12 protein-coding genes are annotated in these 14,518 nt (G+C 55.9%); 1 reads left to right on the top strand and 11 read right to left on the bottom strand.

Translation table 11 applies throughout. The annotated features are described in order from the left end of the window. Window positions 1-32: 32 nt before the first annotated feature. Window positions 33-1,712, bottom strand: a complete 1,680-nt coding sequence (gene dauA, locus I2123_RS13105; protein ID WP_213050665.1) for a C4-dicarboxylic acid transporter DauA — start codon at window positions 1,710-1,712, stop codon at window positions 33-35. A 272-nt stretch (window positions 1,713-1,984) separates the two neighbouring features. Here dauA and I2123_RS13100 point away from each other — a divergent pair, with 272 nt between their 5' ends. Beyond that, window positions 1,985-3,094, top strand: a complete 1,110-nt coding sequence (locus I2123_RS13100) for a GGDEF domain-containing protein (protein ID WP_213050664.1) — start codon at window positions 1,985-1,987, stop codon at window positions 3,092-3,094. A 69-nt stretch (window positions 3,095-3,163) separates the two neighbouring features. Here I2123_RS13100 and I2123_RS13095 read toward each other — a convergent pair whose 3' ends face one another. The 10 genes from I2123_RS13095 to I2123_RS13050 all read right to left on the bottom strand — a co-directional run bounded on the left by I2123_RS13095 (window position 3,164) and on the right by I2123_RS13050 (window position 14,343). Next, entirely contained in the window at window positions 3,164-4,483 is a 1,320-nt protein-coding gene (locus I2123_RS13095) for a c-type cytochrome (protein ID WP_213050663.1), read from the bottom strand. Window positions 4,484-4,501: 18 nt separating this feature from the next. Beyond that, a complete protein-coding gene (locus I2123_RS13090) occupies window positions 4,502-6,106 on the bottom strand; it encodes a GMC family oxidoreductase (protein WP_213050662.1) in 1,605 nt (534 codons plus the stop codon). Continuing rightward, window positions 6,099-6,656 carry a sugar dehydrogenase complex small subunit gene (locus tag I2123_RS13085; RefSeq protein ID WP_112167716.1) on the bottom strand — a complete coding sequence of 186 codons (558 nt, stop codon included), beginning with the start codon at window positions 6,654-6,656 and terminating at the stop codon, window positions 6,099-6,101. The genes I2123_RS13090 and I2123_RS13085 overlap by 8 nt, the downstream gene beginning before the upstream one ends. Before the next feature lie 60 nt (window positions 6,657-6,716). Beyond that, window positions 6,717-7,193, bottom strand: a complete 477-nt coding sequence (locus I2123_RS13080) for a GlcG/HbpS family heme-binding protein (RefSeq protein ID WP_213050661.1) — start codon at window positions 7,191-7,193, stop codon at window positions 6,717-6,719. 382 nt (window positions 7,194-7,575) lie between these two features. Then, on the bottom strand, window positions 7,576-9,135 hold the full coding sequence (locus I2123_RS13075) for a serine hydrolase domain-containing protein (RefSeq protein WP_213050660.1): 1,560 nt from the start codon (window positions 9,133-9,135) through the stop codon (window positions 7,576-7,578). Window positions 9,136-9,202: 67 nt separating this feature from the next. Further along, window positions 9,203-9,988: an ABC transporter ATP-binding protein gene (locus tag I2123_RS13070; protein ID WP_213050659.1), complete on the bottom strand. Its 786-nt coding sequence runs from the start codon at window positions 9,986-9,988 to the stop codon at window positions 9,203-9,205. Beyond that, window positions 9,985-10,815, bottom strand: a complete 831-nt coding sequence (locus I2123_RS13065) for an ABC transporter ATP-binding protein (RefSeq protein WP_112167720.1) — start codon at window positions 10,813-10,815, stop codon at window positions 9,985-9,987. The genes I2123_RS13070 and I2123_RS13065 overlap by 4 nt, the downstream gene beginning before the upstream one ends. Beyond that, window positions 10,815-11,741, bottom strand: coding sequence for an ABC transporter permease (locus tag I2123_RS13060; protein ID WP_112167721.1), 927 nt, complete (start codon window positions 11,739-11,741; stop codon window positions 10,815-10,817). Before I2123_RS13060 ends, I2123_RS13065 begins: the two co-directional genes overlap by 1 nt. Next, window positions 11,738-12,751 (bottom strand): ABC transporter permease, encoded by a 1,014-nt coding sequence (locus tag I2123_RS13055; RefSeq protein WP_112167722.1) that lies wholly within the window; start codon window positions 12,749-12,751, stop codon window positions 11,738-11,740. The genes I2123_RS13060 and I2123_RS13055 overlap by 4 nt, the downstream gene beginning before the upstream one ends. Then, on the bottom strand, window positions 12,748-14,343 hold the full coding sequence (locus I2123_RS13050; protein WP_213050658.1) for an ABC transporter substrate-binding protein: 1,596 nt from the start codon (window positions 14,341-14,343) through the stop codon (window positions 12,748-12,750). Before I2123_RS13050 ends, I2123_RS13055 begins: the two co-directional genes overlap by 4 nt. Between the last annotated feature and the right edge of the window lie 175 nt (window positions 14,344-14,518).

The raw sequence follows: 14,518 nt of genomic DNA, 5'->3' as shown, positions 1-14,518 counted from the left end.
CTGTGGTCGCCTTTGTTGTTTACGGGCTTCGGTTAATTTACGGGATTCACGTAAAGTGCTTCCTCCAGCTTGCCGTAGAAACTCAGTTTGCCTTCGATCGGCTGCATTCTGGCGCGGGCCAGGGTTTTCAGCGGCTGGAAGGGAATTTCAGCGATGCGAACTTCGGTACCTTCCGTCAGGTTGTCGATGAAGTTGCGTAATGCATTCACGCCACCGGCATCCAGCACCGCCACGCGATCCCACAGTAAAACGATCACTTTCTTGCCTGAGCTGCGTGACTGTAATTCGCTGAAGATACGTTCGGCGGCGGCGAAGAACAGCGGGCCGTTGATACGCATGACCAGCATATTGTCCGGCGTCTCGACCGGGACTTCCGTCAGGCGGGTGAGTTTAGCGATACGCCGCATAAACAGCAGCGAGGCCATCACAATACCGGCGGTGATAGCGATCACCATGTCGAACAGCACGGTGAGGCTCATGCAGGTCAGCATCACCAAAATGTCGTCTTTTGGTGCGCGGCGCAGCAAATCCACCACTTTATGGGCTTCGCTCATGTTCCACGCGACCATCAGCAGCAATGCGGCCATCGCCGCCAGCGGCAGCCAGGAAAGCCACGGCGCGAGCACCAGCAGGGCGAGGATCACCAGTAGTGAGTGAATGATGGCGGAAACCGGTGAGGTTGCCCCCGCGCGGACGTTCGCCGCCGAGCGGGCAATGGCTGCCGTCGCGGTGATACCCCCAAAGAACGGGCTGACGATATTACCGATACCCTGACCGATCAGTTCACTGTCCGAGTGGTGCTTTTTACCGGTCATTCCATCGAGTACCACGGCGCACAGCAGCGATTCAATCGCGCCAAGAATGGCCATCGAAAAGGCTGCCGGTAATAATGCCTGTACCAGCGACCAGCTCAGGCCACTGCCCTGATTCCAGGGGAGCGTGAACTGCGGCAGGATCGCCGGAATGCCGTTGCCCTGTGAACCATCAGGCAGAAGATAATGAAAACGCGAACCAATGGTGGCGACCGGATGTCCGGCCTGCATGAAAATTGCCATCACCGCGCAGCCCGCCAGCAAAGCCGGAAGATGCCCCGGTACGCGCAGCCCCAGTTTCGGCCAGAAGATCAGCACGCCGAGCGTCACGATACCTATGGCCGCATCGCCGAAATCCAGCGTCGGCATGGCCATCACCAGCGCCGCGACTTTACTCAGATAGTGCTCCGGCACCGTCGCCATTGTCAGCCCGAAGAAGTCTTTGAATTGCATGGTACCGATAGTGATGGCAATCCCCGAGGTGAAACCGAGCGTCACCGGCAGCGGAATGTATTCAATAAGACGGCCAAAGCGCGCCAGCCCCATCAGCAGGAGAATGAAACCGGACATCAGCGTCGCCAGTAATAAACCGGAGAGGCCAAACTGTTGTGAGACCGGGAAGAGGATCACCACAAACGCGGCGGTCGGTCCGGAAACGCTAAAGCGAGAACCGCCGCAAATAGCGATCACAATCCCTGCTATCGCTGACGTATAAAGCCCGTATTGCGGCGGAACACCGCTGGCAATGGCCAGCGCCATGGCGAGTGGGATCGCGATGATCCCGACAGTGACACCGGCAATGGCATCTTTGAGGAGACGTGGGAGAGAGTATTTTTCATGGAAACAGGCATCAATCAGAGCACTGAACAGCCTGACACGGCGACTTCCTGAGGTATTCATACGGCGTAAACCACCTGACGAAAAAGGATTGAAAAGAACACGGGTCATCCATTACCCGAAAGCGCTAGCTTACGCCGATCATCCCGACGTCATCTAGATGTAAATCAAGGAGTGGCAAGGCTCTGGCCTGTAACCTGTGCGCCAGTTTAATTCCCTGCAATGTGACACGTCCCGCTATATTTAACTGTCGGGAACAATCAAGGCGTTGATCATCTATATTTAAGTTAAAACCCGTAATTTGGAGAGAAAAGCGTGAGGGGACGCATTTATCTATGCCGGATATATTATCGCTCAATAGCTTGTATGCGGATATTTGCGTTACGTATGCCACGCTGTCGATCATCTTTTTTGTCCTGAGTCGCAGCGAACCCTTCACCTTTAAAGGAGCGCACTGGAAACGCATCGTCTTCGGCGTAGTGGCGGGATTTACTGCCCTGTATTTGCGTAACAACCGACTGGTACTGGTCGACGACTTATCCTTCAGCTTCGAAATGCTGCCGATGATTTTAGTGACCTTTTTTGGTGGCTGGCTTAGCGGGCTGTGCAGTTTTATTGTGGCGTTTTTATTCAGCGGCATGTTCACCCTCAATAATCTGTTTATCGCCATTATTCTTTGTACGCTGTTCACTTTCCGCGTCTGGCAAAGACGTAAACACCGCGAACTGTATATCACCATTATTTTGGTCGGTATTTTCCGCCTGGCACTGGTATCGGGTATTCATGGGATCGACGTTCCCTGGTCAGAACTGATTTTTTATCAGGTCATTGCCGCCGGTTGCATGATCCTCTGTTATCACGCGCTGAATTATAAAGAGATGTACATGAGCAAAGTCTTCACCATTCGCGTGAAGGCCGCGACCGATGAACTGACACAAATCAACAATCGCGCCAGCATCGATTACTGGCTGGCGCAGCGGCAGATCCAGCGCGAAGCCTGCGGGCTGATCCTGCTGGACATCGATAACTTCAAGCACGTGAACGACACGCTCGGGCATCTGGCCGGAGACCGGGTGTTGATAGAGGTAGGGCGTTTATTACGGCATCTGACGCGCAATGATGATTTTGCAGGGCGCTACGGCGGCGAAGAGTTTCTGGTGATGACCTCGAATTACGATCCCGATACGCTGCTGGCGATTGCCGAACGTATCCGCAAAGAAGTCGAGGATTGCCTGATTATTCTTGAGGATGGCAGGGAACTAAAGGTGACGGTGTCACTGGGTGTTTCGCTGTATCTGCCGGGAATGATTATCCGTAAATCGCTGAAACTTGCTGATTTGTCTCTGTACGAGGCCAAAAGGCATGGGAAGAATCGCGTCGTCGGCAGTTCTATTCTGACCCTGGCCGCACTGGGTGATAAACGTCCGCCTTCCCGATACCCCTGAGAATGAAAAAGAAAAGGAGCCGGTCACCGGCCCCTTTTTACTGCTGTGCGTACGTGACTTCCGTGCGCGTTACTTCTGCGTGCCTTCCTCAATTTTTGGCGGAGAGGTCAGGTCTGCGGCTTTTCGCATTTTTGCGACGTCCTTCGCGGTGACCGTCGCCGCCGCCGGATTGCCAAACTGCTGGCTGACGTAGTTACTCAGTATGGCAATCTGCTCGTCGTCCAGCTGGTTAGCGAAAGATGGCATCATGACTTCACCTTTCTCCATGTGGCGCTGAACGCCATTCAGGATAACCGACACCTGATTGCGGTTGTCGTAAGACCCGGTGCTGGAATGGTTGAACAGTGACGGATAGGCGTGGAACCCTTCGCCAATTCCTTCCCCGCCTTTGCCGTGACACGCGGCGCAGCTGGCGTTAAACAACGCCGCGGCGGATTTATCCATCGACAGACCCTGTGCGCGCACCGGATACACATCCTGATTTTTCTGGCCCCATTCATCGCGCGGTTTAGTTTGCTTATCATCACTCACTGCCGGAACGGACCGGATGTAGGTGGCGATGGCATTCAGATCGCTGTCGGATAAATGCTGGAGACTGTGCTCAATGGCTTCACCCATCGCACCGGAAGCCGAGGCTTTCCCGGCGACAAACCCGGTTTTCAGGTAAGTCACCAGCTCTTCCTGCGACCAGTTACCGATACCGGCATTTTTATCCGGGGTGATGTTAAACGCCACCCAGGATCCTAAATCACCGCCGGAAAAGGCGTTGTCGGTATCCATGCCCATGGTCAGCGTGCGAGGTGTGTGGCAGGTGCCGCAGTGCTCAAGTGCTTCGACCAGATACGCGCCACGGTTCCATTCGGCGGATTTCGACGGATCGTTTTTCAGCTCACCTTTGTCGAAGTTAAACCATTTCCAGACGCGCATGCCCCAGCGCTGGTTGAATGGAAACGACAAATCAGTCTGCGGTCCGGCAGAATGTACCGCCGGTTGCGACATCAGATAGGCTTTGATCGCCAGCACGTCTTCGCGTTTCATTTTGGTAAATGAGTCATACGGCATTGCCGGATAGAGCTGCTGACCCTCTTTACCCACGCCTTCGCGCACAGCCCGCACAAATTCATCGTCCGTCCAGTTGCCGATCCCAAACTCTTTATCGGATGAAATATTTGTGCCGTAAATCACCCCGAAAGGGGACGCCAGCGGATAGCCGCCGCCAAATTTTGCGGTTTTATCCGCACCCGGCGCGGTATGGCAGGCGGTACAGTCACCGGCGATCGCCAGATATTCACCACGTTTAATTAGCGCGGCATTCTCTGGCGTATCCGCTGCCCAGACGCTGGTCGCCACCATTAATGGCAACATCGCCAGCATGAAATTCATTTTCATTGCTCAATCCTCAGAAAATCAGGCCAGGCTTTTCAGCACCGTATCCGCCATGCGTAAGGCCAGCGCCGTACCGGACAGCGTGGAGTTCACCGTCGAGGCCGACGGCATGATGCCGGTACCGGCGATAAACAGGTTCGGATGATCGTGGGTGCGACAGTCGCCATCCACCACCGAATCCTTCGGGTCGCTGCCCATAATCATGGTGCCGGTGATGTGCTGGTTGTTGTCGTACACGCCACGCTTGCTGTACACCACGTCGGTGCCGCCCATTTCTTTGACAATCTTCTGGAAGTCGAGCATCGACTGGTCATAGCCGCGATGAACGTATTCCGGGAATTTGTAATACACCTCAAGACGCGGAATACCCCATTCGTCTTTTTCGGTTTTGCTTAAGACGACGCGGTTTTCCGGCTCCGGCAGCATTTCCAGCAGACATTTGAGCTGAATAAACCGCTCAGACTGAAAAGTCAGTTTGTCGTTCAGTGCTTTGCCGTAATAGCCCTGGCGTACCAGACGCTCAGTCAGATATCGCACCGGTGAGGTGTTGGCCACATCGATGCGCAGTGCGGAACGTTCGCCACGGAATTCACCGTCGCGCAGATTGTTGATACTGCCCGGACGCATCGGGCCGCGGCCAAAATACACCGGCTCATCGGCGTAGAACTCAACCGAGGTCCCCGGATGATCCATCAGGTTTCGTCCCACCATGCCGGAGCTGTTGGCGATACCGTTCGGGTATTTTTCGCTGGTAGACATCAGCAGCAGTTTCGGGCTTTCGATACCGTTGGCGGTCAGCACGAACCGTTTACCGGTGACTTTGTGCATCACTTTGTCGGCATCGAGATAATGCACGGCGACGATTTCGCCACTGTCATTGGCTTCAATTTTGCAAACCACGGCGTTGGCGATGACGCGCACACCGGCCTCGATAGCTTTACGGGCGGAGATACCGCCGTGGTATTGCGCATCAATCGGGCACACCGGCATACAGTTATTGTTACCGCAGCAGGCGGGACGGCCATCGTAAGGAATGCTGTTGCGCGCCTGCGGGCCAATACCCAGCACATAACCCAGTTTGGCGATGCGTTTACTGATGCGGTCAAAGCCGTAAGGCAGCGGGATACCCGGCAACGGATAGGGCTGCGAACGCGGGGAATCCAGCGCATCATCACCGGAAACGCCCATCTGGATTTCGGCTTCGGTGTAATAAGGTTCGAGATCCTCATAGCTGATCGGCCAGTCGCGACCTATGCCGTACAGGGTTTTAATCTTCATGTCGTTCGGCAGCAGGCGAAACGCTTGTCCGGCCCAGTGCCAGGTGGTGCCGCCGACGCCGCGCAGATATTGCGCCGCGTACAAATCCGGGCCTTTCTGGATCAGATAGTTATTATCTTTTGGCTGGAATTTCGGCTGCGGAGCCCAGGGTTTCGGCGGGTACGGCTCGGTGAAATCGCCTTTCAGCGGCGACTGGCGGAACAGTTCCACCGCTTCATCGCGTTTAATGACTGGCCCTGAATCGAGCATCAGCACGGACACACCGGCTTTGACCATTTTCAGCGCCGCCAGGGAACCGGCAATACCGGCACCGATGACGACAACGTCTGCGTTCAGTGCATCAGCCATGAGCGTTTACCTCCAGAGTGTTTTGTGGCGCGGCGGCAGGTTTGTGGATCCAGAAATTCGGCTCGCCCGGCGCATAGCTTGGAGGCAGCAGGTTATTTTTCAGCAGCTGATAGCTGACGATATTTTCGAATCCGATGCATTGCTGACTGCCCGGCTGGCCGACCACGCCGAGATACCAGCCGCTGACCAGTTGCTGATACAGCTGCGCCATTTCAGCCGGTTGCTGTGCTAACAGCTGATGCAGGGAGTCGCCGGTCACGTCACCGTGTTCAGAAAAGAGTGCCAAAAGGGCATCGAGCTGGGTGTCGAGTTTGGCATGATGCAGCCAGCCGTAGAGTGCCTGCGCGAGATGGGGTTCCAGCGCATCCATACCGGTCAGCTGTCTGGAGAGCCGCATAAAGCTGTCGGGCATAGTCACGGCTGAGGCCAGCGGCGGTGCGGCATGAGCCAGTGTGGCAAACACGCCACCGCCCAGCAGGTGACTGCCGATCCCGGCGGCCAGCACGCCCGCAGTGCCGAGAACCATCCGGCGACGAGAGAGATTGATCATTGTGTCTTTTCCATAAAACGGCCACGGGCGTGGCCATTAATCAAACTGTTTCGGGTGTGGTTATTTCAGAACGCTGGCGGCTTTCTCAGAAGACTGATTATCGATCTCCTGCTTCGGTGTGCTGACGCCGACGGCGCCGACCACTTCGCCGTTAAGCGTCAGCGGGAAGCCGCCGCCGAGCGCGACCGCGTGAGGGATCGCCAGAACCGTGGTTTCGCCGCCCTGCAAACGTTGCATGAACTTCAGCGAAGGGGCGTGATAGAGGGCGGACGTGCGGGCTTTGCCAATTGACGCCTCAACGCAACCGGCCGGAGAACCGTCCAGGCGCTGGAAGGCCATTAATGAACCAGATGCATCAACAACGGCCACGCAGCCGGTGCTGTGCTGTTCCGCCAGCGTCGATTTAACGCTGTCGATGACTTTTGCGGCTTGCGCATTATCCAGCTGAGGATGATCGGCAGCAAATGCCGGGGTGGCGGAAAAAAGAAGTGTGGCGGCACAAACTAACGCGCGCGAAGCGTTTTTTTTAACAGACATAGACTCATCCCTTGCATCAGTAGCAACAACATTGCTTTGAAAAAAAAGTATATTTAAATCATCAGGTTTTAAAACAATAACGGTAACTAGCCGGACGCTTAAGCACGTTCTTAAAGCCAAATTAGCCACAACATTATTGTTTTATGTTTCGTGGATGTTAATTCAATTAACAAAGCAGAAGAAGTGACGGTTGCGGCGGGTGACTAATCAAAAACAGGAATTTCAGCGGATAAAATGCGCAAATCGGGCTGGCAGGCCTTATGGAATAAGGATTGAACATTTTGTGCGAATACGTACCAATTGATCCGTTGTGATGAATGGAATGTGATCGAGTTAACAAAAAAGCCTTCCGGTCGGAAGGCTTTGTGTGGTGTGAAGGGGATTATTTTGTCGGTTGCCAGCTACTGCGGCATTCGTCGCGGCGGAAGTTCAGCACGCGGCTGCGGTTAGAAATCAGTTTCACGTTGTAGCCCTGAAAATACAGGCAGAAGTTTTTCTTCCACGGGCCGTCCGGCAGTTCCACCAATAAACGCCCGGCACCCAGCGACGTCAGCTGACCGCTGGCGCGCAGTGTGCCGACGCCCATCAGCAGCTTGTCGCCTTCGATATCAAACGCGGCTTTTGATTCCGGGTGATACCAGCGCCCCTGAACCATTTTCAGGCAGTTATTAGGTTCTACCGGCGTGAAATAACGCGGGGCATGGCCGATTTCGCCTTTAATGGCTTTACCGTCCCAGCGCAGACGCATCGGCATATGCGCCGACAGCGTAATGGCCTCACCGGCATCTTCGCCCTCATACAGGTTATCTGCGGAACCCAGATAGCTGGCCGTGCCGTTGCTGACTTTCAGCCAGTAGGGTTCAGCGGTGCTGGCGTAAAGGCCATCCGGCAGGGCGTAGCTGCGTGGCGCAAGCGGGGTGGCCAGCAGCGCCGACATCACCTCAAGCGCATGGGTGTACGCCGTGGTGTCTTCGCGGTTAGAGACCAGCGCGACCCCGATGTCCAGTTCCGGATGCAGCAGGAAGTAGGTTTTGTAACCGGCGTGCGAACCGCCGTGGCCGTAAACAGTATGTTCACCGATTTGCGTTGAGGTGGTACCCAGCCCGTATGCGGAAGGAATATCGCCGTGCAGATAACGCGTTTGCGTCAGGGTTTTCAGCACGCCCGCGCCGGGGCCAGTATTGCTGAGCAGGCTTTGCAGCCAGACGGAAAGCGACCGCACGCTGCCGGTCAGGCTGCCGGACGCCGAAAGATGAAGACCGGCGACGGCGGTTTTCCAGCCGGTCACATCCTGCCAGTAACCGGGTGCCAGGTTGGGCACGATGTCGAACCAGGTTTCCGGCGCGTGGAAAGCGATGTCCAGCGGACGCGCGATGTGCTGTTGAAGCAGGTCTTCAAACAAAATACCTTTTTGTTTCAGGATCTCTTCCACCAGCCGGTATCCGGTATTGCTATAAGAAATCTCAGTGCCCGCCGGGAAATTCAGCGCGCCGTCTTGTGCCAGAAACGCCATGATATCCCCGGCGTCGCTGACGTTGTGGACCGACACACCGAGCAGCGAGAGCGTTTCGCGCACGTCCGGCAAACCGCCGGTCATGTCCAGCGCCTGGCCGACAGTCACCTGTGACATCGGCGCTTTTAGCTGCGGTAAATGCTGGCCCAGCGTATCGCTCAGCGTAAGGCCGGCGTCGCTGCGCAGTAACGCCAGCGTGGCGAAAATGTGCTTGGTGACTGAGGCGTAGCGCACCACGGAATCGATGCTGAAGGGTTCGGCGGTGGTCAGATTCGCCAACCCGCCGGTGGCGCTGCTGCGCAGGGTTTTACTGTCGAAAAGGGTGATGGCGCCGCCCGGTTCGCCGGGTTGATTCCAGCTGCCGGTAATGCGTTTTGCCGCTGCCTCAGCCGCCTGCCACTGTAATGCAGACTGTGCGGTGGATGTCATAAACGTCTCCCAATACTGTCAGTCAGTGAATACTTTTCAATGTGCCCGAATGAAACGTTCAGCCGGTTCATTCGGGCTCTTCAAGACTGAGACTCAACGATCGTAATTCTGCTGTATGCGGATGGCTGACGTTGCCCATCCGTAAATCGTCCGCGCTCAGAAGCTCGACCATTTCACCACCAATCATCACGCCAATGCTGGTGCAAAGATGCGTTACGACCGCCAGATTGTGGCTGACCAGAATATAGGTCAGTTTGCGTCGCTCGCGGAGATCACTCAGAAGGTTGAGGATCTCGGCCTGTACCGAGACGTCGAGGGCGGAAGTCGGTTCATCAAGCAGTAAAATCTCGGGTTCTGAAATCATCGCCCGCGCAATCGCCACGCGCTGACGCTGCCCGCCCGACAGCTGATGCGGAAAACGAAAGCGTACAGCCTGCGGCAATCCCACTTCGACCAGCGCTTCGGCAATACGTTTTTCGATGTTAAGAAAACCATGCACGATCAGCGGTTCGCTGAGGATACGGTCGATAGTCTGGCGCGGATGCAGCGAGCCGTAGGGGTCCTGAAATACCATCTGCACGCGGCGGAAAAAGCGTTTCTGACGCACCGGCATCTGATCTTCACCCCCGATCACCATTTCTCCTGACCATGACTGATTCAGCCCCGCCAGCGCGCGCAAAATAGTGGATTTTCCCGAGCCGCTTTCGCCGACGATGCCGAAACAGCCGCCCGGCGGGACGCTGAAGCTCACGCCTTTGACGACTTCGGTATCATCGAACGCAATGCGCAAATTATTGAGAATAATCTTGCTGTTATCGAAAAATTCGCTGTTAAACGTAGAGTGTTCTGTCATGAGGTTTTCCATGCTTCATCACGCACCAGCACAGGCAGTCTGTCGCGGGGATGTTTCAGCGACGGCAGGCATTCCAGCAACCCGCGCGTGTAAGGATGCTGTGCTTTCAGCAAGTCTCCGGCCTGTAACGTTTCGACAATCCGCCCGGCGTACATTACCGCCACGCGATCGCAGAATTTCGACACCAGCGGCAGGTCGTGGCTGATCAGAATCAGCCCCATGCCACGGCTGGAAACCAGATCGTCAAGCAGACGTAAAATCTCGGCCTGCACGGTGGCATCCAGCGCGCTGGTGGGTTCATCGGCAATCATCAGCTCCGGATCGGGCGCCAGCATCATGGCTATCATCACGCGCTGGCCCATACCGCCGGACACTTCATGGGCATAACGCTGCGCAACTTTATGCGGGTCTCGAATGCGCACCTGATCGAGCAGTTCGATGGCGGCGTTCATCGCCTGTTTTTTTGTACCGCCTTTGTGCGTCTGCCACGCTTCCGCGACCTGTTTACCCACCGGCATCACTGGATTGAGGGAATATTTCGGGTCCTGCAAAATAAACCCGACGCGTTTGCCACGGATCTGGCGCATCTGTTTTTCACTGGCGTTGCGCAGATCGATACCGTCAAACGACAGCGTTTCGGCGCGGCACTTGGCGCTCGAAGGCAGCAGATTCATCAGGCAGCGTGCGGTCAGAGATTTACCTGAACCGCTTTCGCCCACGATGCCAAATTTCTCTTTACCCAGCGACAGCGAGACACCGCGTACGGCATCAAAACTGCCACTGTTGGTTTTGAATGTGATGTGCAGATCTTTGATATCAACCAGCATCATTGCTCCTTAGGATCGAGGACGTCACGCAGTCCGTCGCCGAGGAAGTTGAACGCCAGAGACGTCACGAAAATCGCAATTGCCGGAATTAACGGCACCCACCACTCGCTGAACAGAAAACGGCGTGCGGTGGCAATCATCGCCCCCCATTCCGGTGACGGCGGCTGTGCACCCATACCGAGAAAACCCAGGCTGGCGGCGGTGATAATGATCGAACTCATGTCGAGCGTGATACGCACCACCAGGCTTGGCACGCAGAGCGGCATAATATGACGCAGCACGATGCGGGCGGAGGTTGCGCCGGTCAGACGGCAGGCGGCGATATAATCGGTGCCGCGTACCTGCATGGTTTCGGCGCGCGCCAGACGGGCGTACGGCGGCCAGGCGGTGAGGGCGATCGCCAGAATGGCGCTTTCGATGCCCGGACGCAGTGCGGCGACAAACGCCAGCGCCAGAATCAGACGCGGGAAGGCGAGGAAGATGTCGGTCACGCGCATCAGCAGGCGATCCACCCATCCGCCTGCATAACCGGCTACGCAGCCTATCAGCAGACCGAGCGGGGCCACGATCGCCACGACGATAATCACCATGCCCAGCGTGATGCGACCGCCATACAAAATGCGGCTCAGCGTATCGCGGCCAAGTTCATCGGTGCCCAGCCAGTGCAGGGAGGAAGGTTTGGCTAAACGGTGCGCCAAATCCTGGGCGCCAGGATCGTAAGGCGTCAGCCACGGCGCGCAAATCGACACCAGCAGAACGACCAGCACGGTGAACAGGCCGGTTACGGCCAATGGATTTTTGCGCAGACCGAGCCAGATGCGGTAACGGCGTCCCCACACGGCCTGCGTGCGGGTAAGCGGCGTATCCGCCAGCAGCCAGGCGCGGCTTCCGGCGCGGGGTGGCGAGGTAACAGGAATTGAAGTCATTTTACGCGGGGATCCAATAGTCGGTAGAGAAGGTCGGCCAGCAGGTTAAGCAGCACGTAAATCGCGCCAATCAGCAGCGTGGAGCCGATCACCGGGTTCATATCCGCATTCATCAGCGAGACGGTGAGATATTGTCCGAGACCCGGCCAGGAAAAGACGTTTTCGGTGACCACGGCGCCTTCCAGCAAACCGGCATACGTCAGCGCCAGTACGGTGATGAGCTGCACGCCGACGGTCGGAAAGGCGTGTTTCCAGATAACCCGTTGCGCCGATAAACCCTTGGCGCGGGCGGTGATCACATATTCGCCGCTCAGCGCATTGAGCATAAAGGTGCGGGTCATGCGGGTGATGTAGGCCATGCTGAAATACGCCAGGATTAGCACCGGCTGCGCCATGTGTGCCAGCGCATCCCAGAATGCCCCCATGTCACCGGCGATCAGTGAATCCACCGTTAACAGCCCGGTGACCTGCGGGATCATGTCCTGATAGATGATGTCCTGACGCCCCGGCCCCGGCGCAATACCCAGCGCAGAGTAGAAAATCAGCAGGCTGAGCAAGGCCAACACAAACACCGGCAGCGAATGACCTGCCAGACACACCACGCGGATGGTCTGGTCAATCCAGCTTCCCTGACGCGTTGCCGCCCAGACACCCAGCGGAATGCCGACCACGGCCGCAATAATGATGGCAGCGGTCGCCAGCTCCAGCGTGGCGGGGAAGAACCGGGCGATATCGGTGGTGACCAGATTGGAGGTCAGGGCGGAACGGCCTAAGTCACCGTGAAACACCTGACTGAGGTAGTGGAAGAACTGCAACCAGAGGGGCTGATCCAGCCCCATTTCGTGACGAACCCGTTCAACGACTGCCTGCGGGGCGTTATCGCCAACCGCAGCCAGAACCGGATCTGTCGGCATGACGCGACCGATAAAAAACGTCACTACCGACAGACCAAACAAAGTAAGACAAACGCTGATGCAGGTACTCAGATAGCCTTTGAGTCTCTTGCTCACGCTTTAACAACCTTCTCGTAAGGGCTGGTGCTCATTACAGTCAATACCACACCGGAAATCACGTTACGGCAGGCGGCGGTCATGGTCGGTTGCAGCATGATGATAAACGGGCTGTTTTCCATATGCTTGGTCTGCAGCTCTTCGTAAAGTTTGATACGAGTGGCCGGATCCGACTCTTTCAGGGCTTTGGTGCTGAGATCGGAAATGCTTTTATCCTGCCAGCTGCAACGCCACGCCAGCGTACGGCTCTTAGCGGCATCGGTGTTATCCGGATTGCTGCAAAACGCTTCGGCGTTGGAGTTCGGGTCGAAGTAATCCGCGCCCCATTGGGTCAGAGCCAGCTGTTGTTGACGCGCACGCATCTTGGTCAGCACCTGACGGCTTTCCGCAGCCAGCAAGGTCACTTTTATCCCGACTTCGGCGAGGTTGGACTGCAATGCCTGCACGATGTCGGAAGAGGGTGACGCGGAATAGTGATCGAGCGTGATTTCGAAGCCATTAGGGAAACCGGCTTCGGCCAGCAGCGCTTTGGCTTTGGCGACGTCACGTTTGTACATGATGGTGTTCACCGCCGCCGGGAAACCTTCAGGCAGGAAACTCTGATGGATTTTGTGGGTCAGCGGCACGATATGCTGCTGAATATTCTCGTAATCAACCGCCCACTTCAGTGCCTGCCAGACCTGCGGTTTGGCCAGATTCGGGTGCGCAGTATTGGCGGAAAGCATGTAGGTTCCGGCGATGCCTTTACGCACCAGCGTGAAGTTTTTGTCGTTCATCAGCGGACGCAGCTGCTCGGTGGTCAGGTTGCGTGCGATGTCGATATCGCCTTTTTGCAGCATCAGCAGCTGTGCGGAAGGATCGATGATGTGACGCATAATGATGCGCTGGATGTTGCCGGCGTGCGGGTTATTTTTGTTGCTCTCAAGGATGACGGATTCGCTGACTTTCCAGTCGCGCAGCTTAAAGGCACCAGAACCGGCGCTGTTTTTCTTCAGCCAGGCGTTGCCCAAATCTTCACCTGCCTGATTCGCCAGACACGCGGATTTCTGCACGATGCTGCCAACGTTGGCAGTCAGGCAATACAGCAGGAATGATTCTGAGGCGGGTTCGGCGGTAGTGATCACCAGCGTTTCCGCGTCCGGCGCCGTGATCATTTTCTCAACGTTATCTTTGGTGTAACCAAACTGGTTGATGATGTACGCAGGGCTTTTATCCAGTTTCACCACGCGTTGCAGCGAGAACGCGGCATCTTCGGCGGTCAGCGGTTTGCCGTCAGCCCATTTGGCTTTCGGATCCAGCTTGAAGGTAAAGGTTTTTTTATCGTCGGAAGCGGTCCATGACAGGGCCAGATCGCCTTCGATTTCATCAGGGGAGGCCAGCTTAGGTTTCACCAGTTGCTGATACATATTGCCGGTTATTTCACTGCCTACGGACTCGAAACTTTCATGCGGATCAAGGCTGGTTATGATGTCGAGCTGGATGGCCATCACCAGAATTGACGCTGGCGTGGCAGCAAAGACCGAATCAAATTTCAGGTAAGACAGTGCAGGTATTGCGGAAAAACCGGTAACGAATTGACGCCTGGTAACCATAACAACTCCCATAGTGTTGATATATAAAAGTAAAATTAAGTATTACGTGGGCAAACCCTTGACTTCACCGCGGGCAACTGGCTTAAATGAAAAACCGTTGCTTTGCATGTTTCGAGTTTTCATATCGAAAAATCTAATGTGAACGACAACGGCTCTGTTCATCTTTAGTGCAACA

Origin of the sequence: Rahnella inusitata (assembly GCF_018288855.1) — a bacterium.
Taxonomy (GTDB): Bacteria; Pseudomonadota; Gammaproteobacteria; order Enterobacterales; family Enterobacteriaceae; genus Rahnella; species Rahnella inusitata.
This window is presented reverse-complemented; position numbering and strand designations above follow the sequence as displayed.